The organism is Hydrocarboniphaga sp. (assembly GCF_965279055.1).
GTDB lineage: Bacteria > Pseudomonadota > Gammaproteobacteria > Nevskiales > Nevskiaceae > Hydrocarboniphaga.
In genome coordinates this window covers 1526787-1553452 of the sequence record NZ_OZ257125.1, presented here as the reverse complement: position 1 = coordinate 1553452, position 26666 = coordinate 1526787, and the positions used below count along the sequence as shown (strand labels likewise).

Sequence of the window (26666 nt, the reverse complement as noted above, 5' to 3'; positions counted from 1 at the left end):
CGCGCTAGAATTCCGCAACCCTTCACACTGGATCGAAACATGAGCGGCCATTCGACAACATTCCTGACCCTGGTCAACGACGCACGCAGCCGCGTCCGCGAAATCCACGCGCGCGAAGTCCCCGCCGAACTCGCCCGCGTCGGCAACGCCAAGCTGATCGACGTGCGCGAAGACAACGAATTCGCCGCCGGCCACATCAAGGGCGCCGAGCATCTGGGCAAGGGCGTCATCGAGCGCGACATCGAGGCGCGCCATCCGGACAAGAGCACGCCGCTGTACCTGTACTGCGGCGGCGGCTTCCGCTCGGCGTTGGCCGCGGACAACCTGCAGAAGATGGGCTATGCCCATGTCGTCAACATCGACGGCGGCTGGCGCGAGCTCAAAGAGATCATGCCGGTGGAATGAGCAGCAAAAAGCCCGATGCGTCTGCACGCAGCGGGCTTTCTTATCAGGCTCTGCACACCCCGTTCATCACTAGTAGCCGCTTGCGGCGTATCAAGGGACGCCTGCGAGGTCGGTCGGACCCCTTGATACGTGGGCAAGCCCGCTACTCGGGGCGAACGGAGTGTTGGGTATCCGAAAAGTCGATAAGCGCTAGTTCTGCGCCGCCTGCTGGGGAGGACGCGCGATCGTCGCCTCCAGGTTGGCCTTCACTTCACGCGCATCGAAAGCCTTGTAGTTGTCCGCCGGCTTGGGGCCCTTGAACACCAGGATGCTGGCCTGCGCCTCGTATTCGGTGCGCGGGATCGAGCTGCTGGCGCCCAGGCCAAGTCCCGGACCATAGAACGGCGACCAGTAGCCGCCATAACCGCCGAAGCCGCCATAGGTCTGCGAATAGCTGGTCTGCGCGTCGGTGTTGGTGTCGGCCTGCACGAAGTAGTCGTAACCGTTCTGCAAGGTCACTTCGGCAGCGCGATACAACAGATAGTTTTCGACGGTCTGGCGGGTCGTGCTGGAATTGCCGGAGAACGTGACCTTGTAGCGGTTGCTCTCGAGGCGCTGTTCGGAATAACCGACGCCGTTCTTGACCGGCTGGTAAGGCGTGGCAGTAGCGCAGGCAGCGACGGCGAGCACCAGGCTCGACATCGTCAGGCTGCGGATCAATAGGGTACGCATGGGGTGGCTCCTGGGAAGGCAGTCGGACGGCGCCCGCCGTCCTTGTGCCCATTATCACGTGCCGCTAAATGCCGCGGCGCAATCATTCATAGGCGATTCAGCTACGGCAGCACGCCGTTACAAACGGCTGTCTCGCCGCCTAGGAATACGATACGGAGACCAGCTCCATTTCGGTTTCACCGGCGGGCAGGCGCACCGTGAATACCTCCCCTGGCTGCTTGCCGAGCAGCGCTCGCGCCAATGGCGAATCGACGCTGATATAACCCGGCCCCTCGCCGGCTTCGTCGGGGCCGACGATACGATGTTGGCGGGTTTCGCCGGCGTCGTCCGCCAGCTCGACGCGCGCGCCGAAGAACACGCGGTCCGGCTGATCCGGCGCGCGATCGACCACGCGCAGATCCGGCAAGCGCACCTGCAGATAGCGCACGCGACGATCGATCTCGCGCAGCTCCTTCTTGCGGTACTGGTACTCGGCGTTTTCGGAGCGATCGCCTTCGGCCGCCGCGGTCGCCAGCGCCTTGACCACCTCGGGCCGGCGCACGCGCCATAGCTGGTCGTACTCCTCGCGCAGCCGCGCATAGCCCTCGGCGGTGATGTAGATCGAGCCCTTTTCGCCGGGCGGCCTGTAGCGGGACATTGTCGCGGGAAATCAGAGGGACATCAGACCGGCGGAATGCCTTCGGGGCAAAAGAAATCCGGCAGGAACTTGGTGGTGCCCGGCACCGCCGCGTATCCGGAGAAATCGCGCACGCCGGCCGCGTGCAGCACCATGTCGTCGATGCAGAATTTGCCGGTGAATTCGCGGCTCGGCTGGGTCAGCATCACATGCGCGGCGTCGGCCATGATCTCCGGCGTGCGCGACTGCTTCATCAGCGCTTCGCCGCCGAGCATGTTGATCGCCGCGGTGGCGATACCGGTGCGTGGCCACAGCGCGTTGGCGGCGATGCCGGCCTTCCTGAACTCCTCGGCCCAGGCCAGGATGCAGAAGCTCATGCCGTACTTCGCCATCGAATAGGCGACGTGCGGGCCGAACCACTTCGGCGCCAGATCCAGCGGCGGCGACAGCGCCATGATGTGCGGATTGCTGGATTTCTTCAGGTGCGGAATACAGGTGCGGCCGACCAGATAGGTGCCGCGCGCATTGATCCCGTTCATCAGGTCGTAGCGCTTCATGTCGGTTTCCATGGTGCCGGTCAGGGAAATCGCACTGGCATTGTTGATCAGGATGTCGATGCCGCCGAAGCGCTCGACGGTCCTGGCCACCGCGTCCTGCACCTGGGCTTCTTCGCGGATATCGCATTGCAGCGCCAAGCCCTTGCCGCCGGCTTTTTCGATCGCCTCGACCGCGGTGAAGATCGTGCCTTCGAGCTTGGCATGCGGCTCGGCAGTCTTGGCGGCGATGGCGACGTTGGCGCCATCGCGGGCGGCACGTTCGGCGATCGCCAGGCCGATGCCGCGGCTGCCGCCGGTGATGAACAAGGTCTTGCCGGCGAGCGAGCCGGCTGTCATCGGCGGCAGCTTGAAGCTGTCCAGGTCAACACTGCTGTAGGCCATTGGTTTCTCCGTATTCTGGTCTAGGTAATGACTGTGATCATTGATGTGCAGGAGCCTGCGACTCCTGCAGCATCGCGGTGGCGCGCGCCAGGCGTTCGGCCTGTACGCGATTCAAGTTGCGGAACACCGTCGCCGCGATCCGCGGATAGCGGCGACGCACGCGCTCCAGATCCTGCGAGTCGAAGCGCAGCACGCGCACCGGCGTCGTCGCCAGCGCATTCGCAGTGCGTTTCTGGCCGAAGTAGCCGGCCTCGCCCAGCACCGCGCCGCGGCTCAGATGCGTCAGCGTCTGATGCTCGTTGCCGCGGTCGATCCAGATCTCCACTTCGCCGTCGAGTACCACGTACATGTCGCGCGCAACGTCGCCCTGGCGGATCACCTGCTCGCCGGCCTGATGCCGTTCGAGCTTGGAAATCAGCGCAAAAACCCGGGCCTGTCGCAGCGACAGGCCGGCGAACAAGGGAATCGTGTGCTGCGGCGACTGGCCCAGGTCGAGCCGCGCGATGTCCCACAGCGTGACGATCTTCAGCCGTGTCGCCAAGGCCGGGGTCAGCGTGATTTCGGAAATCCAGCCGATGAACAGCGTGAACGACGCCAGCAGACCGAACTGCACCTGCGACTTCAGCTCGCTGCCGGCGAACATCAGCAGGCCCAGACAGAGCGCGAGAGTATTCAAGGTGGTCGGGCGCAAGGTGCCGGCAAGGGCTTTTTCCACCGCCAGCTGCTCATTGCCCAGCGAGCGCGCATAGCTGTTGAAGCGCGCCAGGAAATGCACGGTGTCGTCGACCGCGATGCCGAGCACGATGCTGGCGATCAGGCTGTTGGTGGGGTTCAGCGGAATATCGAGAATGCGCAGCAGGCCGAAGTAGACCGCGACCGGCAGCAGGTTCGGCAGCAGCGCCCACAGCCCGGCGATTACCGAAGTGAACATCAGGCTCAGCAGCGCCAGGATCACCAGGCCGGCGACCGCCAGCGACAGCCACTGGCCCTGCCCGATCGCCTCGACCGTGCGCGTCGCCAGGATCGAACTGCCGGTGAGTTCGCCGTCCAGAGGCTGCGGCAGCTGTTCCAGGCGCACGCGCGTACGCTCGGCAAAACGCGCGATCTCGGCCGAGTCGTTGACGTTGAGCCGCACCGAAATCAGCGCCTCGCGAAAACGTGGATCGACGAAACGGCGCAGATCGTCGCTGCCGGCAAACACCAGCAGCTGCTTGGCTGCCGCCGCACTATCCGGCAAGACGTAAGCGCTGTCGGCGCCGTCGTTCATGCTCTGATGGATCAGCTTCAGATGATCGACGTACGACACGGTGGCACCGACTTCGGGCTGCGCACGCAGCCAGCTCTGCAGCGAGTCGATCGCCTGCATCAGTTCGGGTTCGGTCAGCGCATCGTTCAAATGGCTGTCGATGTGGATCGCGACCAGGTTGGCGCCATTGAATTCGCGATTGATCGCCTCGTAGGCGACCCGCGCGGGATGCCCGGCGACGAAGCCTTTGACGTAATCCGCGCCGACCGGAATGCCGGTGGCCAGCCACAGGCACAGCGGCACGATGACCAGCGCGACGCCGATGATGCGGCCGCGCCAGCGCGTGTCGAAACGCGCCAGCGGCCCGGCAAATCTGCTCGCCAGCCGCTGGCCCAGATGGTTCTGCTCCTGCCGCCCGCAACGCGTGATCGACAACATCGCCGGCATGAAGAACAGCGTCAGCAGCAGCAGGAAGAACACGCCGAGCACCGACAGCCAGACGAACTGGCGGATCGCCGGCAATGCGTTGATCAGCAGCGCGAGAAAGCCGGCGATGGTCGTCGCCGTCGCGAGCAGCAGGGCCGGCGCCAGCTCGCGCATCACATGGGCACTGCGCGCACGCCGCTCGTCGGCCGTGCGGGCCGGCTCGGAGAAGAAATCCGACAGCAGATGGATCGCGTAGGCCAGGCCCAAGGTCACCACCAGCGGCGGCGTGATCACCGTGACCACGTTCAGCGGAATTTCCAGCGCCGCCGCTGCTGCCAGCGTCCAGATCATCGCGATGCTGACGCCGACCACCGCGGTCAGGGTCGCGCGCACCGAGCGGAACGCGATCAGCAGCAGCACGACGATCAGGCCGTAGATCGTCGGGATCGTGAAAGCCAGCGTGTCGAGCAACGCCAGGGTCGTCGCCGCCTTGATCACCGAGGCGCCGGTGACATGGATTTCGCTGCTGCCGGTTTCCTTGAACGCGATGTCGCGCAGGCGCTGCTCGTAGTGCTCACGCAGGAAGCGCACTTCGTCGACGCCGTCCAGCGAAATCACCAGCGACGCGTAGTTTCCGTCCGCAGACACCAGCGTTCCGCGATAGATGGCATTGCGCTCGAAGGCGGACTTCAGCGCCGCCACCGAAGACGGATCGGCCGCCGCCTGCTCGGTGAAACTGCTGACTTCGATGTCTTCGCCGCTGGCCAGCAGGTTCGGCGCAGTCGCCAGCGAATAGACGCTCTTGACGCCTTCGACGCGGCGCAGCGCGTCGCTGAGCCTGGCGATCGCCGCCAGATGGTCGGCGGTGAACACCGGGTCGAACCGCACTGCCAGCAGTACCGCGTCGGTGTCGCCGAAGGTCGCGCGCAGATGCTCGAAGCTGAGCCGGTCGACATCGTTCGCCGGCAGCAGTTTCTCGGTCGACGGATCGACCGCGATGCGCGGATGCCAGTTGCGGTCGAAGCAGCTGCTCGCCGCGTAGACCGTAATCAGGGCGACGATCAGCAGCGGCAGCCAAGGCCGCCGTGCGAGGAACTCGATCAGTTTGTCGAACACGCTGGCCAGCTCAGTTGCCCAGTTGGAACGAGCGCGGGTTGAAGTAGACGTCGGACAGGCTATCGCTAGCGCTGACACCGTCGATCGTCAGCTCGGTGCGGCTCTTCTCACTGAGGTCTTCCATCGTGCCCTTGGCCACGTACCAGCGAGTGCCGTTCTGCTTCAGATCACTGGCCGAGGCGCTGTAACGCTTGCGCACCTGCGTATCGGCGATGAAATCGGCGCGCAGCGCCACGCAGCTCTGCTTGTCGACCCAGGTGCGGATCTGCGCATAGCGCGACTGCTGCGCCGCGTCCGGCGTCAGCGCCAACACGTAGGTGTCGCGCTTGTCCAGCTGCTCGGTCTTTTCGAGCACGACTTTGCCGCCGCTGAAAGCATGCGAAATCTGCTTGATGTCGGCGTAGGAGATGTCGGTGCCGAACAGCGGATTGTCCTGCGTGCCGCCCATGATGCGTCGCGTCTTGTTCAGCGCCGGCAGGAAGATGTACATCGCGTCCTGCTGTTGCTTGTCCTTGCCTTCGCGTAGCAGGTAGGCGGCGCCGCGCAGATCCGCCGGCGCGTCGATGCGCAGCATCGTCCGCAGCAGACCCTCATCGCGAATCGCGAACAGCCGTCCCTTGAGCTGGCGGTTGGCGCCGTTGCGGTCGGTGGTGTTGAGCGTGAACTGCTTGATCTGCAGCGCCGGCGGGATGTTCGCGCGCATGCATTGGTCGATGCTCTCGACCGTCGGCTTGTCGGCCGCAGGCGACGGCACACTGGCAAACGCCGCGATCATCAGCAGCAGCAAGCTGGCGAGGCCGTGTCTCGGCACGGTACCCGTCCTGGTTTTCATTATCGATCGTCTCCCGGGGCGGGCGAGCGTCCGCTCCGCTGGCCGTAGCTTAGCGGACCTGACGCCGGGCCTGCGCAGCGCCGACAACGTACGCCGCACCGGCGATCCGTCGGGATCAGACCGGCGGCAGCGGCATCAGGTACTTCAGGAGCAGGTGCGCCGGCAGATACAGCAACGCCGGGTAGCCGAACAGCGCCACCAGCAGCCAGGCCCAGGCCGGCATCCAGGCCTGCGGCCGATCGTCGGAGAAGCCGTAGACGTAGTTGATGTTGACTGGCGCGATGCCGTCACGCGTCAGCGACGGCGGCGGCATCAGGAAGTAGCAGACCAGTACCAGCACCGTGGCCAGCGCGGTCCAGATCAGAAAGCCGCGTGCGTCGTAGCCGGTGCGCCAGACCAGATACAGCAACAACACCGGCAGCCAGCCGTGGAACAGCGACAGTCCGCGCAGGAAGGTCGAGCGCTGCGGGTCGAACATGTACTCGGTCATGCCGCTGATTTTCCAGCCGGCCAGATTGGCCAGATAGTCCACCAGCCAGAACAGCTGCGGGATCAGGATGCCGGCGGTCGCCACCGACAGCAGCAGCGCACTCTCGGTCCACACGCCCACCAGGGTCAGCAGCAATGCGACGTCGCAGAAGTAGAGGAAGTTGGTGGGTCCGTAGCTGCGCAGATACACCGGTACCAGCACGACCATGAACGCGGTGTACGCGACTTTGACGCCCAGCGGAATCGAGCCGACCGCGACCTCCATGAAACTCCTTTTTCTATTTGGCTTGAGTCGCCAACATGCTACTCCAGTGGTCGCGCGGCGATCTGGCGCTTGCGCATCGCCGCCCTGGCTCGCAACACTGCGCTGGGCAAGCTGCGCCTGAAGAGGAAGTCGTCGAGTGAACAGCGAAGAACGTGTCGGAGACTCGGCGCAAGCCAGCCGCGCAGCGCGTATTCCGGTGTGCCTGCTGACCGGTTTTCTCGGCGCGGGCAAGACCACTTTGCTGAACTCGCTGCTGCGGCATCCGACGATGCTCGGGACCGGCGTCGTCATCAACGAATACGGCAGCATCGGTATCGATCATCATCTGGTCGAAGCGGCGCCGGAAGACACCACGCTGATCGCCGACGGCTGCATTTGCTGCAGCGCGCGTGGTGAAATCGCCGAAGCGATGCTCGGCCTCGCCGAGCGCATGCAAGCGCGTGCGAATACCACGCTGCAACGCGTGATCATCGAGACCACCGGCCTGGCCGAACCCTGGCCGATCCTGCAGCAGATCCTGCGCACTCCGGAACTGGTCGAACGCTACTGCCTGGATTCGGTGGTCACCGTGGTCGACGCATTCAATGTCGCCGACACCTTGCTCACACAGGACATTGCGGTACAACAGATCACCGCCGCGGATCGCATCCTGATCAGCAAGACCGACCTGGTCGACGCGGCTCAAGTGGCCGAGCTGCGTGCGCGGCTGGCAGCGCTGAATCCGGACGCCGAAGTCGACGGCGTTGGCAACGGTGCTGCCGAGCCGCAGCAGCTTTTCACCGGGGGCCGCCACGATCCTTCGTCGCCGCGATACCGACCCGGCGCGCTGATCGGACAAGCCGACAGCCTGCGCTTCACACCGGCGCCGACCAGCGTACTCAGCCGTACACCGGGCCTCACCGTCCCGGGCGATCAGGACATCCAGACGTTCAGCCTGATTGTCGAGACGCCGCTGCAATCGGAACGCTTTCTCGGCTGGATGGAATTTCTGCGAACGCTATGCGGACCGACCCTGCTGCGCGTGAAAGGCCTGATCAATATCGAAGGCCAGAATGGACCGACCGTGATCCACGGCGTGCAGAAGGCCTTCCATCCGCCGACAGTGCTGCCGGCGTGGCCGGACGATGATCACCGCACGCGACTGGTGTTCATCACACGCGGCTACGGCCAGGAAATCGTCGGCCAGACCCTGGGCTATTTGCAGGCCTGTGCTGCCGGCCATCCATAGTTTCTCGACAAAGAACAAAACCGACTTTTTCCCGCCGCCAAAAAGAAACCCCCTCGACGATTACTCGTTGAGGGGGTTGGTATTAAGAGCCTGGCAGTGTCCTACTCTCGCATGGTCATTGCCACACTATCATCGGCGCTGAGTCGTTTCACTTCCGTGTTCGGGATGGGAACGGGTGGTTCCAACTCGCTAATGCCGCCAGGCAAACTGGCTGAGTTCTTGGTTTATGGTGTCCAAGAAGCTCGAATTTGGTTTGTAGTCAACACGATGTTGCGTAAGCGTTTTGTTCTCAAGGCACAAAGGTGCGATGACGGTTAAAAAATGCTTGAGCGTTATATGGTCAAGCCTCACGAGCAATTAGTACGCCTTAGCTACATGCATTACTGCACTTCCACATGGCGCCTATCAACCTCCTAGTCTAGAAGGGCTCTTAAGAGAGCTTAAAGCTCTGCGAAGTCTCATCTTGAGGTGGGCTTCCCGCTTAGATGCTTTCAGCGGTTATCCCGTCCGTATTTAGCTACCCAGCGATGCCACTGGCGTGACAACTGGAACACCAGAGATACGTTCAACCCGGTCCTCTCGTACTAAGGTCAACTCCTCTCAAACTTCGAACGCCCACGGCAGATAGGGACCGAACTGTCTCACGACGTTCTGAACCCAGCTCGCGTACCACTTTAACCGGCGAACAGCCGGACCCTTGGGACCTGCTACAGCCCCAGGATGTGATGAGCCGACATCGAGGTGCCAAACACTGCCGTCGATATGGACTCTTGGGCAGTATCAGCCTGTTATCCCCGGAGTACCTTTTATCCGTTGAGCGATGGCCCTTCCATACAGAACCACCGGATCACTTACACCTACTTTCGTACCTGCTCGACTTGTTTGTCTCGCAGTCAAGCTACCTTATGCGTATGCACTCAAAAGCGCGATTTCCGACCGCGCTGAGGTAACCTTCGCACTCCTCCGTTACTCTTTGGGAGGAGACCGCCCCAGTCAAACTACCCGCCATGCAATGTCCCTAGCCTGGATAACAGGCCGAGGTTAGAACTTCGAGTTTATCAGGGTGGTATTTCAAGGTTGCCTCCACCAGAACTGGCGTCCTGGTTTCAAAGGCTCCCACCTATCCTACACAAACAAACTCAAAATCCAATGCAAAGTTGTAGTAAAGGTTCACGGGGTCTTTCCGTCTTGCCGCGGGAACACTGCATCGTCACAGCAATTTCAATTTCACTGAGCCTCGGATGGAGACAGTGGGGCTATCGTTACTCCATTCGTGCAGGTCGGAACTTACCCGACAAGGAATTTCGCTACCTTAGGACCGTTATAGTTACGGCCGCCGTTTACTGGGGCTTCGATCAAGAGCTTCGGCTTGCGCCTAACCCCATCAATTAACCTTCCAGCACCGGGCAGGAGTCACACCCTATACGTCCACTTTCGTGTTTGCAGAGTGCTGTGTTTTTGATAAACAGTCGCAACCCCCTCTTCACTGCGGCCCGCTTGCGCGGGCGTACCTTATCCCGAAGTTACGGTACTAATTTGCCGAGTTCCTTCACCCGAGTTGTCTCAAACGCCTGAGGATACTCTCCTCGCCCACCTGTGTCGGTTTGGGGTACGGCTTGTTGTGACCTGAAGCTTAGAGACTTTTCTTGGAAGCCGAGTATCAGTTACTTCGGACCAAAAGGTCCTCGTCATCATGCCTCAGCTAAGCTCTCCGGATTTGCCTAAAGAGCACGCCTAAACACTTAAACTGCCATCCAACAGGCAGCTAACCTAACTTTCTCCGTCATCCCATCGCAGTCACACCAAGTGCGGGAATATTAGCCCGCTTTCCATCGACTACGCCTCTCGGCCTCGCCTTAGGAGCCGACTCACCCTGCGCCGAATAACGTTGCGCAGGAAACCTTGGGCTTACGGCGGAACGGTTTTTCACCGTTCTTATCGTTACTCATGTCAGCATTCGCACTTCCGATACCTCCAGCCCCCCTTACAGGAAACCTTCACAGGCGTACGGAACGCTCCTCTACCACGCCTATTCGAAAATAGGCATCCGCAGCTTCGGTACTCGGCTTAGCCCCGTTACATCTTCCGCGCGGGCCGACTCGACCAGTGAGCTATTACGCTTTCTTTAAATGATGGCTGCTTCTAAGCCAACATCCTGGCTGTCTATGACTTCCCACATCGTTTACCACTTAGCCGAAATTTAGGGACCTTAGCTGGCGGTCTGGGTTGTTTCCCTCTTCACGATGAAATTTAGCTCCCACCGTGTGTCTCCCGTGATTGAACTTGCCGGTATTCGGAGTTTGCAACGATTTGGTAAGGACTTGTGTCCCCCCTAGTCGTAACAGTGCTCTACCCCCGGCAGTTAGACACGAGGCGCTACCTCAATAGCTTTCGAGGAGAACCAGCTATCACCCGCCTTGATTAGCCTTTCACTCCTATCCACACCTCATCTCCGGCTTTTTCAACAGACGTGAGTTCGGGCCTCCATTGTGTGTTACCACAACTTCACCCTGGACATGGATAGATCGACGGGTTTCGGGTCTACAGCCTGCTACTAATCGCCCTATTAAGACTCGGTTTCCCTACGGCTCCCCTATACGGTTAGCCTCGCAACAGACTAGTAAGTCGCTGACCCATTATACAAAAGGTACGCAGTCACCCAACAAGTGGGCTCCTACTGCTTGTATGCATGCGGTTTCAGGTTCTATTTCACTCCCCTCTCCGGGGTTCTTTTCGCCTTTCCCTCACGGTACTGGTTCACTATCGGTCGGCAACGAGTATTTAGCCTTGGAGGATGGTCCCCCCATGTTCAGACAAGGTTTCACGTGCCTCGCCCTACTCAATTTCATGCAGTTGGCTTTTCGTATACGGGGCTATCACCCGCTATGGCCGGTCTTTCCAGGACCGTTCTACTAAGTTTCCTGCACTTTTGGGCTGATCCGCGTTCGCTCGCCACTACTAGCGGAATCTCGGTTGATTTCTTTTCCTCCGGGTACTTAGATGTTTCAGTTCTCCGGGTTTGCTTCCCTTGCGGGATACTCCTAAGAGTGGGTTGCCCCATTCGGAAACCGCCGGATCAAAGTCTGTTTGCTGACTCCCCGACGCTATCGCAAGCTACTGCGTCCTTCATCGCCTGTTGCCGCCAAGGCATCCACCACATGCACTTGGTCACTTGACCATATAACCTCAAACATTCTTTCGAACTTCAAAGTTACATTTACTACATAACGATATTTTTTCGCCGTCAAAGCACCTTGGGCATTGAGAACAATGTGATTCACTAAAAATGAACGACATGTAACGCTTACAGTGTTGACTACAAACCTAATTGTTAAAGAACAAGAGAAACCCGATTTCTCGGATTCAGCAAAACATCCTCAAACCACAAAGACGTTTGACTGAATCTGGAGAGTGTTGGTGGAGCCAGACGGGATCGAACCGACGACCTCATGCTTGCAAAGCACGCGCTCTCCCAGCTGAGCTATGGCCCCGGATTCAACACCACACCCGGATCGCAGATCCAAAATGGTGGGTCTGGGTGGATTTGAACCACCGACCCCACGCTTATCAAGCGTGTGCTCTGACCAACTGAGCTACAGACCCGGGCAGGGACTCCATCAGCCGCGCAACGGGGCTGATCTCTTTTATTGGCAAGTGACTTGTGTGGATGCTCCTGAGTGCGCTTCGAAAGCGTACTTTAAAGGAGGTGATCCAGCCGCAGGTTCCCCTACGGCTACCTTGTTACGACTTCACCCCAGTCATTGACCACACCGTGGTAGGCGCCCTCCTTACGGTTAGACTACCTACTTCTGGTGCAACCAACTCCCATGGTGTGACGGGCGGTGTGTACAAGGCCCGGGAACGTATTCACCGCGACAAGTGCTGATCCGCGATTACTAGCGATTCCGACTTCATGGAGTCGAGTTGCAGACTCCAATCCGGACTACGATCGGCTTTCTGGGATTGGCTCCCCCTCGCGGGTTGGCGACCCTCTGTACCGACCATTGTAGTACGTGTGTAGCCCTGGTCATAAGGGCCATGATGACTTGACGTCATCCCCACCTTCCTCCGGTTTGTCACCGGCGGTCCCCTTAGAGTGCCCAACTTAAGGATGGCAACTAAGGGCAAGGGTTGCGCTCGTTGCGGGACTTAACCCAACATCTCACGACACGAGCTGACGACAGCCATGCAGCACCTGTGTTCAAGTTCCCGAAGGCACATCCGCATCTCTGCAGACTTCTTGACATGTCAAGACCAGGTAAGGTTCTTCGCGTTGCATCGAATTAAACCACATACTCCACCGCTTGTGCGGGCCCCCGTCAATTCCTTTGAGTTTCAACCTTGCGGCCGTACTCCCCAGGCGGAGAACTTATCGCGTTAGCTACGACACCTACTCGCATAGCAAGCAGACGTCAAGTTCTCATCGTTTACAGCGTGGACTACCAGGGTATCTAATCCTGTTTGCTACCCACGCTTTCGTGCCTCAGTGTCAGATCAGGCCCAGGCAGTTGCCTTCGCCATCGGTGTTCCTCCGGATATCTACGCATTTCACCGCTACACCCGGAATTCCGCTGCCCTCTACCGATCTCTAGCCACCCAGTATCGAATGCAGTTCCCAGGTTAAGCCCAGGGCTTTCACATCCGACTTAAATAGCCACCTACGCACGCTTTACGCCCAGTAAATCCGATTAACGCTTGCACCCTCTGTATTACCGCGGCTGCTGGCACAGAGTTAGCCGGTGCTTATTCTGTCGGTACCGTCAAGACTTCAGATATTAGCCAAAGTTTTTTCTTTCCGACCTAAAGTGCTTTACAACCCGAAGGCCTTCTTCACACACGCGGTATTGCTGGATCAGGCTTTCGCCCATTGTCCAATATTCCCCACTGCTGCCTCCCGTAGGAGTTCGGACCGTGTCTCAGTTCCGATGTGACTGATCATCCTCTCAGACCAGTTACGGATCGCAGCCTTGGTGAGCCATTACCTCACCAACTAGCTAATCCGACGTAGGCTTCTCCAAAAGCGCCAGGCCTTGCGGTCCCCGGCTTTGCTTCGAAAAGATCATGCGGTATTAATCCGGGTTTCCCCGGGTTATCCCCCACTTAAGGGCAAATTCCTACGTATTCCTCACCCGTCCGCCACTAGAGTATTGCTACCCTCGTTCGACTTGCATGTGTTAGGCATACCGCCAGCGTTCAATCTGAGCCAGGATCAAACTCTCCAATTGATGAAAATTACTTCAAATGGATCTCGATCTCACACTGCATGCAGCGCTTCGACCGATTCGGAGTCATCTCACTGAACTCTTAACAACCAAGCTCAATTGATACTCATGTGTCACGTGGCTTCCACCACGCAAACAGGAGCACCCACACAAATCACTTGCTTATTCTTTTAAAGATCAGGGCTTTAGCTTCGCTTTGAATCCGCGTTGCCGTCACCAGGGAGGCGCATTCTACGGACATTGGGAGATGCGTCAACAGCGATCTTTTGCCTATTTGTTAACGCGCTGATCCGTATCGTTTTTATTTTGCTTTGATGACACTTTCTGATCAGGCATTGATCAGGCCGAAACCGCCACCCGATCGCACGACTTCAAGGGATGAAACGTTTGCCCAGTTTGCGCGCCAGCGTTCGCCGGTGCATGCCGAGGCGGCGGGCGGTTTCGGAAATGTTGAAATTGGTCTCGGCCAAGGTCTCGTGGATGCGCTCCCACTCCAGCGTCTTGATCGAGGTGGCGCGGGCTGCGACCGGAATCTCGACGTCGCTGGACTCGCGGGTGAACGCCGCCTCGATGTCGTCGGTGTTCGATGGCTTCACCAGGTAGTTGCAGGCGCCCAGTTTGATCGCCTCGACCGCGGTGGCGATGCTGGCGAAGCCGGTCAGCACGACGATCAGCATCGCCGCGCTGTGCTGGTGCAGCACCTGGACGACGCTCAGGCCGGAGTCGCTGCCGAGTTTCAGGTCGACCACGGCGTAGCCTGGCGTATTCGTCAGCAGCAGCTCGTGAGCTTCTTTGGCGCTGGCGGCGAGCAGCACGCGATAGTCGCGACGCTCGAAGGAGCGCTTCAAGGTGCGGGCAAAAGCTGCGTCGTCTTCGACAATCAGCAGCAGGCGTTCATCGTGGCCCTGTTCAACCATGGCGCGCCTTCTTGCGCTCGATCGACAGCGCCTCCAACGGCAGATGCAAGGTCACCAACGCGCCGCCACCGATGAAGGCGTTCTCCGCGGTCACGCTGCCGCCGAGCTTGCGCACGACATTGACGACGAGAAACAAGCCCAAGCCGCCGCCCGGCCTTCCCTTGCTGGACTGATACGGCTTGCCGATGTGCTCCAGCATTTCCGGGGCAAAACCCGGACCGCGGTCGCGCACCGACAAAGACAGGCTGCCTTCGCTACACCACGCGGACAAGCCTACCCAATCCGGCGAGCTTTCCAGCGCATTGTCGAGCACCGTATGGATCACCTGTTTCAGCGCCGAATCCGAGACGATGGGGAAGTGCTCGTAGGCATCGTGCGTGCTGTCCCTATCGTTCTCGTAGTCGTATTCAAACTTCACGACCGGCCGCGTGCTGCGCCATTCCTCGACCAGCTCGTCGAGAAAGCCGGCGACGGTCGTCACCACCGGTGACTCGCCGCGCGCCTCGCCCGCCGCCATCAGGATACCGGTGACGATGGTCTTGCAACGCGTGACCTCGGCCTGCATGTCGCCGATCTCCTGCGCCAGTTCGGGATCGTCGCGAAACACCGGCATGCGCCGCCAGTCGCCGAGGATCACCGACAAGGTCGCCAGCGGCGTGCCGAGTTCATGCGCCGCGCCGGAGGCGAGCAGGCCCATGCGGACAATGTGGTCTTCTTCGGCAGCACGCTGGCGCAGATCGGCCAGGCGCGCATCGCGGCCGCGCAGGATGCGATTGATGCGCGTCATGAACACCACCAGCAGGCCGACATCGAGCACGAAACAGATCAGCATGCCGATGATGTGCAGCCGGAACAGCTCGTTGGCGTCCGCCGGCAGCAGGTCCAGCGGCATGTAGAAACGCATCAGGAACGCGAAGCACACGCTGGTCACCGCGACCATGGTCCAGGTCGACCAGGCCTCGAGCAGCACCGCGCCGATGGTCACCTGCAGCAGGTACAGGAACACGAAAGGATTGGTAGCGCCGCCGCTCATGTACAACAGCGCAGTCAGCGCGGCCACGTCGAGCAGTAGCGCCAGCAGCAGCGAGCCATTGGTGACGTCGCCGATCTTGCGCGGCCGGTACAGGCTGAACAGGTTCAGGCCGACCAGGAAACACAGCACCGCGGCCATCGCCGGCAGCGGCAGCTCGATCTTGAACACCAGGCTGACGTAGACGATGGTCAGGATCTGCCCGATCACCGCGATCCAGCGCAACTGGATCAACTGCAGCATGTTCTGCTGGCCGACGGTCGCTCCGGACGAGGCGCTCAGCGACAGGCGCGCACGCTGGGTCGGGTCGATGGCAGGGCTGGGTTGCATGGCGCGCATCGTGGACGAGCGCGTAGCGCGGGTAAAGCGGCGGGCCATTCGCCGTCACTCAGGCTACGCCGGCGATGACCGGAATTTGAGAAAGCTCAGGCCCTGCGGGAGCGCAGCAGCAGGAGGCCGCCGAAGACCGTCATCGCCGCCAGCCCGTACCAGGTGATCGCGTAGACCAGATGGCTGTTGTGGAAACTGACGACGGTCATGCCGCCGACCGGGCCGTCGTCAGTCGAAGCACTTGCATCGGCGTCGATGAAGTAAGGCGCGACCTTGTGCACCGGCAGATCAAGGGCTGCGGCGATCGCGGCGACGTCGCGGGAGAACCAGCGCTTGGCGGCCGGATCGTTGTCCCGCAGGAAACCGCCCTTGGGCTCGCTCAGCCGCAGCAGACCGGCGATACGAACCTCGCCTTGCGTCGGCCCCGCACTGGCCTGCTGCTTTTCGACGAAGCCGCGATTGATCAGCACCACGAAACCGTCGCGAGTCTGCAGCGGCGTCAGCAGCCAGAAGCCGGGGCCGCGTGCGGTCACCGCCTGCGTGTAAACATCGCGGTCGCGGAGGTATTCGCCTTCGAGCTGCACATGGCGATATTCATCTTCGGCGCCGATACCGGCCCAGGTTTCGCGAGGCGGCGCCGCTTCCGGTGCCGCATGCACGCGCTGCTCGACACGCTCGATCAAATCGAGCTTCCAGGCACGGCGCTGAATCTGCCAGCTGCCGAGTGCAACGAAGCCGGCGAACAAGACCGCCAGCAGGAACAGCAGCAGCACGAGACTCGCCGTGGATCGCGGCGCGGCCTCGTCTGCCGACGTGCTCATCAGCCTGGCATCACGGCATGTTGCGCATGTCGTGCGCGGACAAGGGCATCATGTTGGCGTTCATGTGGTACATCACCCACAGCGAGCCGCTCAAGGTGATCACCACCAGCACCACGGTGAAGATCAGCGCCAGCATGTTCCAGCCGCCTTCGGAGCTGGTGTTCATGTGCAGGAAGTAAATCATGTGCACCAGGATCTGCACGATCGCGAATGCGATGATGATGATCGTCGTCAGCTGCTTGTCCGGCAGCGGGCCGGCCATCACCAGCCAGAACGGAATCGCGGTCAGCACCACCGACAGCAGAAAGCCGGTCATGTAGCCCTTGAACGTGCCGTGCGCCTCGCCTTCGCCATGACCGTGGTCGTGACTGTGGACGTGACGAGCGTCTTGCCCGTGGTCGCCGTGTGCAGCGCTCATCGCAGCACTCCCATCAGATAGACGAAGGTGAAGACGCCGATCCAGACGACGTCGAGGAAGTGCCAGAACAGGCTCAGGCAGCTCAGACGGCGACGGTTCTCGACCGTCAGCCCGCCCTTGCCGACCTGCACCATCAAGGTGATCAGCCAGACGATGCCGAACGTCACGTGCAGGCCGTGGGTGCCGACCAGCGTGAAGAAACTCGACAGGAAGGCGCTGCGCTGCGGGCCCGCGCCTTCGTGGATCAGGTGCGCGAACTCCTGCAGTTCCAGGCCGACGAAAGCCACACCGAACAAGCCGGTGATCGCCAGCCAGATCAGGGTCGCGCTCTTGCGGTTGCGCGCCATCTCCAGCATCGCGAAGCCGTAAGTGATCGACGAGAACAGCAGCATCGAGGTGTTGAGCGCGACCACCGGCAGCTCGAACAGCTCTTTCGGGCCTGGGCCGGCCGCGTAGTTGCCGCCGAGCACGCCGTACATCGCGAACAGCACGGCGAACACCAGGCAGTCGCTCATCAGGTACAGCCAGAAACCGAGCATCGTGCCGTTTTCTGGATGATGCTCGCCCTTCAGATCATAGAAACCCGACACGTGGTCGCCGCTCATCAAATGGTGCGCAGTGGTATTGGCCATGGGGATCAGGCCTGCAGCGCCAGCTGGCGGCTGCGTTCGTTTTCGACCACGGTCACCTCGTCCGCCGGAATGTGGAAGTCGCGGTCGTAATTGAAGCTGTGATAGATCGCGCCGCCGATCAGCCCGACAAAGGACAGCGCGCCCAGCCACCAGATATGCCAGATCAGCGCGAAACCGCAGATCATCGCCGCACCCGCGAGCATCAGGCCGGCGGCCGTGTTCTTCGGCATGTGGATCGGGATGAAGCCTTCGGTCGGACGCACCGCACCGCGCGACTTCATGTCCCACCAGGCATCGTGATCGTGCACCTGCGGCGTGAATGCGAAGTTGTAGGCCGGCGGCGGCGACGAGGTCGACCACTCCAGCGTGCGGCCCTGCCAGGGATCACCGGTGTGATCGCGCAGCGCCTCGCGGTTGCGGATGCTGACGACGATCTGCACCAGCATCGCCACGATACCGATCGCGATCAGCACCGCGCCGAACGCCGCGATCTGGAACCAGATCTGCAAACTGGGATCCTCGAAGTGGCTCATGCGGCGCGTCACACCCATCAGGCCGAGCACGTACAGCGGCGCGAACGCGACCCAGAAGCCGACCAGCCAGAACCAGAACGAGACCTTGCCCCAGAACGGATCGAGCTTGAAGCCGGTGGCTTTCGGGAACCAGAAGTTGATGCCGGCAAACACGCCGAAGACCACGCCGCCGATGATCACGTTGTGAAAGTGCGCGATCAGGAACAGCGAGTTGTGCAGCACGAAATCCGCCGGCGGCACTGCCAGCAGCACGCCGGTCATGCCGCCGATGACGAAGGTGAACATGAACCCCATCGTCCACAGCATCGGCACTTCGAAGCGGATGCGGCCGCGGTACATCGTGAACAGCCAGTTGAACATCTTCGCTCCGGTCGGGATCGAGATGATCATCGTGGTGATGCCGAAGAACGAGTTGACGCTCGCGCCCGAGCCCATCGTGAAGAAGTGATGCAGCCAGACCAGGTACGACAGGATCGTGATCACGACCGTGGCGTAGACCATCGACGCGTAGCCGAACAGGCGCTTGCCGCTGAAGGTCGCGACCACTTCCGAGAACACGCCAAACACCGGCAGGATCAGGATGTAGACCTCTGGGTGACCCCAGATCCAGATCAGGTTCACGTACATCATCGCGTTGCCGCCGAAATCGTTGCTGAAGAAATTCATCCCGGCATAACGATCCAGCGACAGCAGCACCAGCACCGCGGTCAGCACCGGGAACGCGGCGACGATCAGCACGTTGGTGCACAGCGCGGTCCAGGTGAAGATCGGCATCTTCATCAGGCCCATGCCGGGCGCGCGCATCTTGATGATGGTCGCCAGCAGATTGACGCCGGACAACAGGGTTCCGACACCGGCGATCTGCAACGACCATATGTAGTAATCGACTCCGACGTCGGGACTGTAAGCAGGCCCCGACAGCGGCGGATACGCCAGCCAGCCGGTGCGCGCAAATTCACCGACGAACAGCGACATCATCACCAGCACGGCGCCGGCCGTGGTCATCCAGAAGCTGAAGTTGTTGAGGAACGGGAAGGCAACGTCGCGCGCGCCGATCTGCAGCGGCACCACGTAGTTCATCAGGCCGGTGATCAGCGGCATCGCGACGAAGAAGATCATGATCACGCCGTGCGCGGTGAACACCTGGTCGTAGTGATGCGGCGGCAAATAGCCCATCGAATCGCCGAACGACATCGCCTGCTGCAGGCGCATCATGATCGCGTCGGCGAAGCCGCGCAGCAGCATCACCAGGCCGAGCACGATGTACATCACGCCGATCTTCTTGTGGTCGATGCTGCAGAACCACTCGTTGTACAGATAGCCCCACTTGCGCAGGTAGGTGATGTACCCGAACAGCGTCAGGCCGATCAGCGCGGTGCCGAAGAAGGTGTACAGCAGGATCGGCTCATGCAGCGGGATCGCCTCCCAGCTGAGCCGGCCGAACAGGGTTTGCATCAGTTCAGAACGTGGGTCCATCGATGTTTTCTCGAATGCCGTTCAGCGTGCGCGTGGCGTGACGATCAGGGCGCGAACCGGGCCGAGCCGTAGCTCGGCGCCGGCAGCGCGGCAGGTGATTGGGCGACTTCCGGGTCGGCGGCGCACAGCGCGCTGACGTACTCGCGACGCGGCGCGATCGAAGCGGCCTGGTGACGCGTGCGCGGCTTGTCGTAGGCCAGGCGCGAGATGTTGTAGACGCTCTCCATGCCGAGCCCGCCCTTGGCGTCGATCTTCATCATCTCGCTCATGCACATCTTGTTCGGGTCGACGCACATGTTGAGGATCTTGTCGTACAGGCCGCGTGTGGACGTGGCGAAGTAACGCACCGGCTCGCGCTCGCTGGGTTTCTCCAGCTGCATGTAGGTGTCGCGCTGCAGCGCACTGCCGCGCTGCTTGACCTGCGCCACCCAGGCGTCGAAGTCGTCGCCGCTCATGCCCTTGAAGCGGAAGCGCATGCCGGAGAAACCGGCGCCGCTGTAGTTGGCCGAGAAGCCCTCGTAGTCACCGGCATGATTGATCACCGCGTGCAGGCGCGTCTCCATGCCCGGCATCGCGTAGATCTGCCCGGCCAGCGCCGGCACGAAGAACGAGTTCATCACCGTCGACGCGGTGATCTGGAAGCTGATCGGCACGTCCACCGGCGCGGCCATTTCGTTGACCGTGGCGATGCCGTAGTCCGGGTAGATGAACAGCCACTTCCAGTCCAGCGCGACCACCTGCACCTTCAACGGCTTCATCTCGGCGGTGACCGGGCGCGCGGCGTCGATGCGATCCAGCGGGCGGTACGGGTCCAGCGTATGGGTGGCGATCCAGGTCAGCGCGCCGAGCGCGATGATGATCAGCAGCGGCGCCGACCAGATGATCAGCTCCAGGCCGGTGGAGTGGTGCCAGTCCGGATCGTAGGTCGCCTCGGTGTTGCCCTGGCGGTAGCGCCAGGCAAATACGAAGGTCAGCGCGATCACCGGGATGATGATCAGCAGCATCAGCACGGTCGAGGCGATGATCAGGTTGCGCTGCTGCACGGCGACGTCGCCGAACGGCTGCAGTACCACGGCATTGCAACCGGCCAGCAGGCTGGCCAGTGCAAGGAGCAAGACGTAGCGCAGGACTCGGACGAACATGGCGTATCGTGTGGGGACCCGGGGAGCCGCGACTTTAAGCACCCTGCCCTGCATGCGCGATTGGACGTTTTGTCCTATCGTCGCAAGGCGCGGACCGTGCGACTGTTCGGCCCTCGCAAAAGCGATAAGTCCACCATACAGGCTGAGAGCAGGATGTCTACCGTCAGTTCACACGCACAGACGAGCGGCGCGGATCGGGGCCAGCCCGCGGTCGCGGCACGGGTCGCGCCGGGCGAGATCGCGATCGGCGTGATCATCGGCCGCATCTCCGAGTTCTTCGACTTCTTCGTCTACGGCATCGCCTCGGTGCTGGTGTTCCCGGCGCTGTGCTTCCCGTTCGCGACGCCGATGGACGCAACGCTGTACTCGTTCTCGATCTTCTCGCTGGCCTTCATCGCCCGGCCGATCGGCTCGCTGCTGTTCCGCCTGATCTACGACTGGTACGGGCGCGGCACCAAGCTGACCATCGCGCTGTTCATGCTCGGCACCGCCACCGCCGGCACCGCCTTCCTGCCGAGCTACGCCGACATCGGCAAGTGGTCGATCATCCTGCTGGCCGCGTTCCGCTTCGCCCAGGGCATCGCGCTCGGCGGCACCTGGGACGGCATGCCGTCCCTGCTCGCACTCAATGCACCCGAGAAGAAGCGCGGCTGGTACGCGATGATTCCGCAGCTCGGCGCGCCGCTGGGCTTCATGCTGGCCGCCGGCCTGTTCGTCTACCTAGTCAGCAGCCTGAGCACCGCGGACTTCATGTCCTGGGGCTGGCGCTATCCTTTCTACGTCGCGTTCGCGGTCAACGTGGTCGCGCTGTTCGCGCGCCTGCGCCTGGTGGCGACGCCGGAGTTCAGCGAGCTGCTGAAGACCCGCGAGCTGGTGCCGTCGCCGCTGGGCGAGCTGTTCCGCAACCAGGGCGCCAACATCCTGCTCGGCGCGTTCGCGCCGCTGGCGAGCTACGCGCTGTTCCACCTGGTGACGATCTTCCCGCTGTCGTGGGTGACGCTGTTCTCTCAGGAATCGGTTACCGAATACCTGTACGTACAGCTCGCCGGCGCGACGTTGGCCGTGATCACGATGCTGATCTCCGGCAAGATCGCCGACCGCGTCGGCCGCCGCACCACACTGGGCATCGGCGCGGTACTGATCGCGATTTTCGCGCTGCTCGGCCTGCTGCCGTTCTTCTCCCAGGGCAACACTACCGGCGCCTACACCTTCATCCTGGTCGGCTTTGCGCTACTGGGCTTCAGCCACGCGCAGGCGGCTGGCGCGGTCAACTCCAGTTTCGGCGCGCGCTATCGGTACAGCGGTGCGGTGCTGACCTCGGACCTGGGCTGGCTGCTGGGCGCGGGCTTCGCGCCACTGGTGGCGCTGGGTATCGCCTCGCACTTCGGCATCGGCTATGTCGGCCTGTACCTGCTGTCGGGCTCGATCGGCACCCTGGTGGCGCTGCGCATCAACCGCAGCCTGGAAGAGCGTCGCGACGACGAGTAGTCGGCGGCGCCTCAACAAAAAGGCGGGCAATGCCCGCCTTTTTGTTGCCCGCTAGCACCCGGATCGGATCACACGCGCCGCGCAGAAACCCTCGCCGAATACTCCGTGCCCGCCAAGGGCACCGAGACACTCGAAAACGCGGCGGCGCCCTCGTCCGCATTGACTTCCGCCAACAGCGTCGGCCGCTGCGCCTGCAGCTTGCGCATCGCCCAGGCCAGCTTGCGCGCCTGGTGGTCATAGCGCTGCATCGACGTCGGCAGACATTCGAGCTCGTCGATCAGCTTGTGGATCTTGTCCAGGGTTTCACTGCGCGCCACGGTGGTGGTGACCAGGCGGCGCGCGCCCTGCACCAGGCGCTGCGCCAACAGCCGGCGCTGCTGGTTGCTGCATTCGCCGGTCAGCGCCTCAACCAATTGTTCGAGCGCTAGCAGCGTCATGCCGCCGTCATCCCAAGCTTGCCCTTTCATCGTCGCCTCCTGGCTGGATGCGCGGCGACTGCCACGCCAGGACGATGTTGCAAAGGCCGTACCGAGAAGCGCTCCGACCCCGCACCATCTTCGAGGCCCGCGATGGCGCTGCAATTCGCCGCGATCCAGCGGCCAGGTCCGACTTTCTGCATGAACCCCGGAATGTCTGGAACTGAACGACTCAAGTTTAATAAGGCCATCCAGATACCCCTCTTCACCTCGCCGGAGCGGGCTGCGCCGACACTCCGAAACTCACTCTCGGTCGTCGACTGGGCTAACGACCCATCAGATACGCCACTCCACCCCAGCGCCGAACAGACGTGCCTCGCCTGGATAAGCTTGAGTACGTCCACCGACCGTCTGTAACTGATACGTCGTGTAAGTCTCGTCGAGCAAGTTGAGGGCGTAGACAAAAAGCTGCAACTGGCTCGGGAATTGATAGGCGGCGCGAGCATTGCATAACGTGTGCGAGCCGTTGCGCAGATCCGGATTGTTATCCGACGTCGAGTAGCTCGAACCCTCAAAGACCACGTTTGCATTGAGCAGCCAGTTGCCTGGCTTCCAGGTCGCCCCGGCTGAGGCTGTGGTGCGCGGTGATCGCAAGAACTGGTTGCCGGAGTAGTCTTCGCCCGTCGATGGAATCAGGAACTCGCGGTATTCGGTACGCGATAGACCCAATGCAGCGAACAGTTCGAGTTGCGGGCTGACGAACCCCCGCCCCTCGAACTCCAGTCCCTGGAGTCGGGAACGGCCCGCGTTGACGATGTGAGTGTCAAGCGTGCTGGTACCGATGTTGACCTGCTGATCGGTCCAATCGATGTGGTAGGCATTGAAAGCTATCGTCGTCCGCTGCGTCGGCTTGCCTTTGAGCGAGAGTTCGTAGTTGTTGGTGAACTCGGGACCATAAGGCGTGGAGCCTCCACCGACACTCGCCGGCAAATAACTGTAGCTCGTGCCGCCGGCGCGGTAACCACGCTGGAACGTCAGGCCGACCACCCAATCTTCGGAAATGCCATAGCGCAAACCCGCCTTCGGTAACCAGGCATGAAAGGCATTCGACAATGGCGGTGTCGCTTCGGGACCGAAGCCGACGCTGTCCAGCAAGGCCTGCGTGTAGTCGTCGTTGCCGGTTGTATCATTGGTTAGCGTCTCCCTGTGTTTCTCGCGGTCGTAACGCAGCCCAGCGGTAAGGGTGAAGACGCCGACTGGATAGTCGAACTCGAAGTACGCCGCCTGATTGCGGGTATTGCCGGTGTTGTCGTCGCTGCGCAGAACAAAATGCTCAGGATCGGCAGAAAAGACCGATTGACAGGTTTCCAGCGTCGCATTGGGATCGCTCAACGCCGATCCACAGAGTCCGGTCGCATAAAGCCCGTAGTACAACGGTAGCGAATAGCCGAACCGGTCGTGGGTATCCTCATCGGCGTAGTAAAGCCCTGCCACCCCCTTGAGATCGCGCCCGAACAATGGCAGCTCAAAATTGCTGCGAACTTCCTGCGTAAATGTCTCCAGGCTACCGCCACTGAAGGAATTGCCGAGTTCATATTCGGTCTCGTCATAGTCGCTGGTGCTATCCCGATCCGAATCGAGGTAGGTGCTCAGCAAGGTCAGGCTCGCATGGTCCCAGTTGACGATCTGTTCGAGGCTTGCGGTTCGGCTCTCAGGCCTGAAGTAGCCTGGATCGTTGGCCAAGGAAATACGATCCTTAACGTCCCGGGTCGTGGCCTCAACATAGCCATCGCCATTGTCGGTTTTCTGGTCGACCAGCGTCAGCAATGCGCGATAGCGATCACCGAAAGGCGTCAGCGACAGTTTGCCGCGCAGGGTCTGCTGATCGCTATGATTCCAGCGATCGTCGTCACGCGTTTCGTTGTAGCTGGAACCGTCACGATCGTAGCGTTCGAAGCTCACGCGGAACGCGGCGAGGTTCGCAATCAACGGACCGCCGCCGGCAACCGCAACTCGCGTCGCATCCTGGTTTCCAGCGCTCAGCAGCGAGTGAAAGTCCCAGTAGTCGGTCGGATCGGCAGTGCTCAGAATTACGGCGCCGGCCAATGAATTGCGCCCCTGATTCGTCGACTGAGGACCACGCAGTACCTCGGCCTGATCGACATCCCAGACAGACAACGAATCGATGCCCTGCGAATAGCCCTCCTGCGAAACGCCGTCGACTGATATCGTCGCCACCTTGCCGTCACCGCTGGTAGGTCCGTAGAGCGGGATGCCACGGATCGCCAAGCCATTTGAGACGGACACATTCGCCATCTGGCTGATCACCTGATCGAGCGTCTGGGCCGAAGACTCTTCTATCTGCCTCGCACTCCGCACGCCAACGCTGGTGGTCGTGTCGATCTCGTCGCGTTGCAACTTTTCGCCGGTTACTATGACGGTTTCAAGCTCAACTGCCTCGGTGTTGGCCACCAGCACCTGAGAAACGGGTGCCTCTTGGGCAACAGACACGATGGGCAACAGACTGGCGACAACCGCCAGTGAACAGGCAAGGCGCACGGGACAACCCCCAATAGGAATGTGGCCTGGCTTGCTGCTGGGCAATGGAATGCGAACGCGCCCGAGCCCTTTTTAGACTGAAACGTCGCTGCAGTCAGAATGCGGATGCGGCCAGTCTAAATGTTTTCGATTCTTATTTGCAACAATGGAATTCAAGCTAAACAGCCGATAGCGAAATCAAGGTCCGCGCGGCGCCGTCCGTATTCAATTCGACGCGCGCGGCCTGCCGCGCGTGAACGAAATCCCCAACGACAATCCGGCGGTCGCTGACAACTCAGCTCGTCACGTTCCAGGCACCGCCCTTTCGTCTGGCGTACTTCAAATCCCTATCGGCCTACTAAAGGTCACATGGCCTACTTTGGAGGTATTACGACCGTGGGCATTTTTGGGAACGAAACGGCTGAGCGCACCCTGCTCGCGCTGCAGAATTACGGCGAAGGCTACGCCCGCGAAATCGCGGACCTTTACGGTCTGCCGCATAGCGTCGTGCAGAAGCAATTGCTTCGCCTCGAACGCGACGGCGTCCTGGTTGGTTCTACGAGCGTAAACGGCCGCGCCGCACCGGCAAGCCGCTTTAGCGATGATCGACGGATGTGGAAAGCGGCACCAACCTTGATTAAGTCCCATTTTGGGACTATGGTGCCGACATGCGTGTGATCGCCATATCGACTTTGAAAGCTTTCTGGACGCGACAGCCGGAGTTTCAGGACGCCGAAGAGCCCACGATGGCGTGGTACCGCGAAGCCGTGAAGGCTGATTGGGCCACTCCTAATGACGTGAAGCGACAGTTCGGGACCGCTAGCGTCCTCCGCGATGGTCGCGTGGTGTTCAACATCGCTGGCAACAAGTACCGGCTCGTGGCGTGGATCAACTACCCGTACCGGGTGCTCTACGTCCGATTCATCGGCACACATGGTCAGTACGACCGCATCGACGCGCAGACTATTTGAGGTCACCACATGAATATTCGACCGATCAAGACTGAAACCGACTACCGCGACACCTTGCGCGAAATCGAAACTCTCATGGAGGCCCAACTGGGCACCGAGGAGGGCGATCGTCTCGACGTACTCGTGACCTTGGTTGAAGCCTATGAGCGCAAGCACTTTCCAATGGACTTGCCGGACGCCGTTGAGGCGATCAAGTTCCGCATGGAGCAGCAAGGTCTGACCGTGGACGATCTGATCCCGGCAATCGGCCGGAAAAACCGTGTGTACGAGATATTGGCCCGAAGGCGGCCGCTGACCGTTCGAATGATTCAATCGCTACATGAGATGTTCAACATTCCAGCGGAGAGTCTGATCACTCAACAAGCACCTCGCCGCGCAGCGTAGACGCGCGAGCTGTGTTGGTCCTAGAAGCAGGCTGTTTCTCCGACATTCATGCGAAGCGTACCGCGAGTGCCCGACC

The 26666-nt window shown here is 61.0% G+C and carries 21 protein-coding genes, 2 tRNA genes and 3 rRNA genes; 6 read left to right on the top strand and 20 right to left on the bottom strand.

Annotated elements, in window-relative coordinates:
- The first annotated feature begins 39 nt into the window (after positions 1-39).
- A complete protein-coding gene (locus ACQZF9_RS07140) occupies positions 40-405 on the top strand; it encodes a rhodanese-like domain-containing protein (protein WP_428312561.1) in 366 nt (121 codons plus the stop codon).
- 189 nt (positions 406-594) lie between these two features.
- On the opposite strand, the gene ACQZF9_RS07135 is transcribed toward ACQZF9_RS07140, so the two are convergent.
- From ACQZF9_RS07135 to ACQZF9_RS07110, 6 genes are all read right to left on the bottom strand, one after another.
- A complete protein-coding gene (locus tag ACQZF9_RS07135) occupies positions 595-1116 on the bottom strand; it encodes a CC0125/CC1285 family lipoprotein (protein WP_428312560.1) in 522 nt (173 codons plus the stop codon).
- 139 nt (positions 1117-1255) lie between these two features.
- On the bottom strand, positions 1256-1753 hold the full coding sequence (greB, locus tag ACQZF9_RS07130) for a transcription elongation factor GreB (RefSeq protein ID WP_428312559.1): 498 nt from the start codon (positions 1751-1753) through the stop codon (positions 1256-1258).
- Positions 1754-1776: 23 nt separating this feature from the next.
- Positions 1777-2670, bottom strand: coding sequence for an SDR family oxidoreductase (locus ACQZF9_RS07125; protein WP_428312558.1), 894 nt, complete (start codon positions 2668-2670; stop codon positions 1777-1779).
- A gap of 37 nt (positions 2671-2707) precedes the next feature.
- Entirely contained in the window at positions 2708-5458 is a 2751-nt protein-coding gene (locus ACQZF9_RS07120; RefSeq protein WP_428312557.1) for an MMPL family transporter, read from the bottom strand.
- Between the two features lie 10 nt (positions 5459-5468).
- Positions 5469-6290 (bottom strand): outer membrane lipoprotein-sorting protein, encoded by an 822-nt coding sequence (locus ACQZF9_RS07115; RefSeq protein WP_428312556.1) that lies wholly within the window; start codon positions 6288-6290, stop codon positions 5469-5471.
- Positions 6291-6405: 115 nt separating this feature from the next.
- The gene (locus tag ACQZF9_RS07110) at positions 6406-7044 is read right to left on the bottom strand and encodes a hypothetical protein (protein WP_428312555.1); all 639 of its coding nucleotides are present in this window, start codon (positions 7042-7044) and stop codon (positions 6406-6408) included.
- Between the two features lie 136 nt (positions 7045-7180).
- On the opposite strand from ACQZF9_RS07110, the gene ACQZF9_RS07105 reads away from it, so the two are divergent.
- Complete coding sequence (locus tag ACQZF9_RS07105; RefSeq protein WP_428312554.1) at positions 7181-8272, top strand: CobW family GTP-binding protein; 1092 nt, start codon at positions 7181-7183, stop codon at positions 8270-8272.
- A gap of 88 nt (positions 8273-8360) precedes the next feature.
- On the opposite strand, the gene rrf is transcribed toward ACQZF9_RS07105, so the two are convergent.
- The 12 genes from rrf to cyoA all read right to left on the bottom strand — a co-directional run bounded on the left by rrf (position 8361) and on the right by cyoA (position 20793).
- Positions 8361-8475, bottom strand: a 5S ribosomal RNA gene (gene rrf / locus ACQZF9_RS07100).
- Positions 8476-8608: 133 nt separating this feature from the next.
- Positions 8609-11450, bottom strand: a 23S ribosomal RNA gene (locus ACQZF9_RS07095).
- 237 nt (positions 11451-11687) lie between these two features.
- Positions 11688-11763 (bottom strand) — tRNA-Ala (locus tag ACQZF9_RS07090).
- 35 nt (positions 11764-11798) lie between these two features.
- Positions 11799-11875: transfer RNA gene (locus ACQZF9_RS07085), tRNA-Ile, on the bottom strand.
- Positions 11876-11971: 96 nt separating this feature from the next.
- Positions 11972-13497 (bottom strand): 16S ribosomal RNA (locus ACQZF9_RS07080).
- Together the 16S, 23S and 5S rRNA genes with 2 tRNA genes alongside form the textbook arrangement of a ribosomal RNA operon.
- Positions 13498-13865: 368 nt before the next feature.
- Positions 13866-14411, bottom strand: coding sequence for a response regulator transcription factor (locus ACQZF9_RS07075; RefSeq protein WP_428312553.1), 546 nt, complete (start codon positions 14409-14411; stop codon positions 13866-13868).
- Positions 14404-15771, bottom strand: a complete 1368-nt coding sequence (locus tag ACQZF9_RS07070; protein WP_428312552.1) for an ATP-binding protein — start codon at positions 15769-15771, stop codon at positions 14404-14406. The genes ACQZF9_RS07075 and ACQZF9_RS07070 overlap by 8 nt, the downstream gene beginning before the upstream one ends.
- A gap of 95 nt (positions 15772-15866) precedes the next feature.
- Positions 15867-16592 (bottom strand): SURF1 family protein, encoded by a 726-nt coding sequence (locus ACQZF9_RS07065; protein ID WP_428312551.1) that lies wholly within the window; start codon positions 16590-16592, stop codon positions 15867-15869.
- Between the two features lie 10 nt (positions 16593-16602).
- Positions 16603-17010, bottom strand: coding sequence for a cytochrome o ubiquinol oxidase subunit IV (gene cyoD, locus ACQZF9_RS07060; protein WP_428312550.1), 408 nt, complete (start codon positions 17008-17010; stop codon positions 16603-16605).
- Positions 17007-17615 (bottom strand): cytochrome o ubiquinol oxidase subunit III, encoded by a 609-nt coding sequence (cyoC, locus tag ACQZF9_RS07055; protein ID WP_428313383.1) that lies wholly within the window; start codon positions 17613-17615, stop codon positions 17007-17009. The genes cyoD and cyoC overlap by 4 nt, the downstream gene beginning before the upstream one ends.
- 32 nt (positions 17616-17647) lie before the next feature.
- Complete coding sequence (gene cyoB / locus ACQZF9_RS07050; RefSeq protein WP_428312549.1) at positions 17648-19651, bottom strand: cytochrome o ubiquinol oxidase subunit I; 2004 nt, start codon at positions 19649-19651, stop codon at positions 17648-17650.
- 44 nt (positions 19652-19695) lie between these two features.
- On the bottom strand, positions 19696-20793 hold the full coding sequence (cyoA, locus tag ACQZF9_RS07045) for a ubiquinol oxidase subunit II (protein ID WP_428312548.1): 1098 nt from the start codon (positions 20791-20793) through the stop codon (positions 19696-19698).
- Between the two features lie 153 nt (positions 20794-20946).
- Between cyoA and ACQZF9_RS07040 the strand changes: the two genes are divergently transcribed.
- Positions 20947-22281: an MFS transporter gene (locus ACQZF9_RS07040; RefSeq protein WP_428312547.1), complete on the top strand. Its 1335-nt coding sequence runs from the start codon at positions 20947-20949 to the stop codon at positions 22279-22281.
- 68 nt (positions 22282-22349) lie between these two features.
- On the opposite strand, the gene ACQZF9_RS07035 is transcribed toward ACQZF9_RS07040, so the two are convergent.
- Both ACQZF9_RS07035 and ACQZF9_RS07030 read right to left on the bottom strand, forming a co-directional pair.
- Positions 22350-22748 carry a hypothetical protein gene (locus ACQZF9_RS07035; RefSeq protein WP_428312546.1) on the bottom strand — a complete coding sequence of 133 codons (399 nt, stop codon included), beginning with the start codon at positions 22746-22748 and terminating at the stop codon, positions 22350-22352.
- A 285-nt stretch (positions 22749-23033) separates the two neighbouring features.
- Positions 23034-25256 (bottom strand): TonB-dependent receptor, encoded by a 2223-nt coding sequence (locus ACQZF9_RS07030; protein ID WP_428312545.1) that lies wholly within the window; start codon positions 25254-25256, stop codon positions 23034-23036.
- A 348-nt stretch (positions 25257-25604) separates the two neighbouring features.
- Here ACQZF9_RS07030 and ACQZF9_RS07025 point away from each other — a divergent pair, with 348 nt between their 5' ends.
- The 3 genes from ACQZF9_RS07025 to ACQZF9_RS07015 are packed head-to-tail and all read left to right on the top strand — an operon-like array spanning position 25605 to position 26590.
- Positions 25605-25913, top strand: coding sequence for a hypothetical protein (locus ACQZF9_RS07025; protein WP_428312544.1), 309 nt, complete (start codon positions 25605-25607; stop codon positions 25911-25913).
- Entirely contained in the window at positions 25904-26206 is a 303-nt protein-coding gene (locus ACQZF9_RS07020) for a type II toxin-antitoxin system HigB family toxin (protein WP_428312543.1), read from the top strand. The genes ACQZF9_RS07025 and ACQZF9_RS07020 overlap by 10 nt, the downstream gene beginning before the upstream one ends.
- Positions 26207-26215: 9 nt before the next feature.
- A complete protein-coding gene (locus ACQZF9_RS07015; RefSeq protein ID WP_428312542.1) occupies positions 26216-26590 on the top strand; it encodes a helix-turn-helix domain-containing protein in 375 nt (124 codons plus the stop codon).
- The last annotated feature ends 76 nt before the right edge of the window (positions 26591-26666 follow it).

Bases quoted from the DNA above. Each gene is read 5' to 3' on its own strand.
- ACQZF9_RS07140 (WP_428312561.1), top strand. From the start codon at position 40: ATGAGCGGCCATTCGACAACATTCCTGACCCTGGTCAACGACGCACGC.
- ACQZF9_RS07135 (WP_428312560.1), bottom strand. From the start codon at position 1,116: ATGCGTACCCTATTGATCCGCAGCCTGACGATGTCGAGCCTGGTGCTC.
- greB (WP_428312559.1), bottom strand. From the start codon at position 1,753: ATGTCCCGCTACAGGCCGCCCGGCGAAAAGGGCTCGATCTACATCACC.
- ACQZF9_RS07125 (WP_428312558.1), bottom strand. From the start codon at position 2,670: ATGGCCTACAGCAGTGTTGACCTGGACAGCTTCAAGCTGCCGCCGATG.
- ACQZF9_RS07115 (WP_428312556.1), bottom strand. From the start codon at position 6,290: ATGAAAACCAGGACGGGTACCGTGCCGAGACACGGCCTCGCCAGCTTG.
- ACQZF9_RS07110 (WP_428312555.1), bottom strand. From the start codon at position 7,044: ATGGAGGTCGCGGTCGGCTCGATTCCGCTGGGCGTCAAAGTCGCGTAC.
- ACQZF9_RS07075 (WP_428312553.1), bottom strand. From the start codon at position 14,411: ATGGTTGAACAGGGCCACGATGAACGCCTGCTGCTGATTGTCGAAGAC.
- ACQZF9_RS07070 (WP_428312552.1), bottom strand. From the start codon at position 15,771: ATGCAACCCAGCCCTGCCATCGACCCGACCCAGCGTGCGCGCCTGTCG.
- ACQZF9_RS07065 (WP_428312551.1), bottom strand. From the start codon at position 16,592: ATGAGCACGTCGGCAGACGAGGCCGCGCCGCGATCCACGGCGAGTCTC.
- cyoD (WP_428312550.1), bottom strand. From the start codon at position 17,010: ATGAGCGCTGCACACGGCGACCACGGGCAAGACGCTCGTCACGTCCAC.
- cyoC (WP_428313383.1), bottom strand. From the start codon at position 17,615: ATGAGCGGCGACCACGTGTCGGGTTTCTATGATCTGAAGGGCGAGCAT.
- cyoB (WP_428312549.1), bottom strand. From the start codon at position 19,651: ATGGACCCACGTTCTGAACTGATGCAAACCCTGTTCGGCCGGCTCAGC.
- cyoA (WP_428312548.1), bottom strand. From the start codon at position 20,793: ATGTTCGTCCGAGTCCTGCGCTACGTCTTGCTCCTTGCACTGGCCAGC.
- ACQZF9_RS07040 (WP_428312547.1), top strand. From the start codon at position 20,947: ATGTCTACCGTCAGTTCACACGCACAGACGAGCGGCGCGGATCGGGGC.
- ACQZF9_RS07035 (WP_428312546.1), bottom strand. From the start codon at position 22,748: ATGAAAGGGCAAGCTTGGGATGACGGCGGCATGACGCTGCTAGCGCTC.
- ACQZF9_RS07025 (WP_428312544.1), top strand. From the start codon at position 25,605: ATGGCCTACTTTGGAGGTATTACGACCGTGGGCATTTTTGGGAACGAA.
- ACQZF9_RS07020 (WP_428312543.1), top strand. From the start codon at position 25,904: ATGCGTGTGATCGCCATATCGACTTTGAAAGCTTTCTGGACGCGACAG.
- ACQZF9_RS07015 (WP_428312542.1), top strand. From the start codon at position 26,216: ATGAATATTCGACCGATCAAGACTGAAACCGACTACCGCGACACCTTG.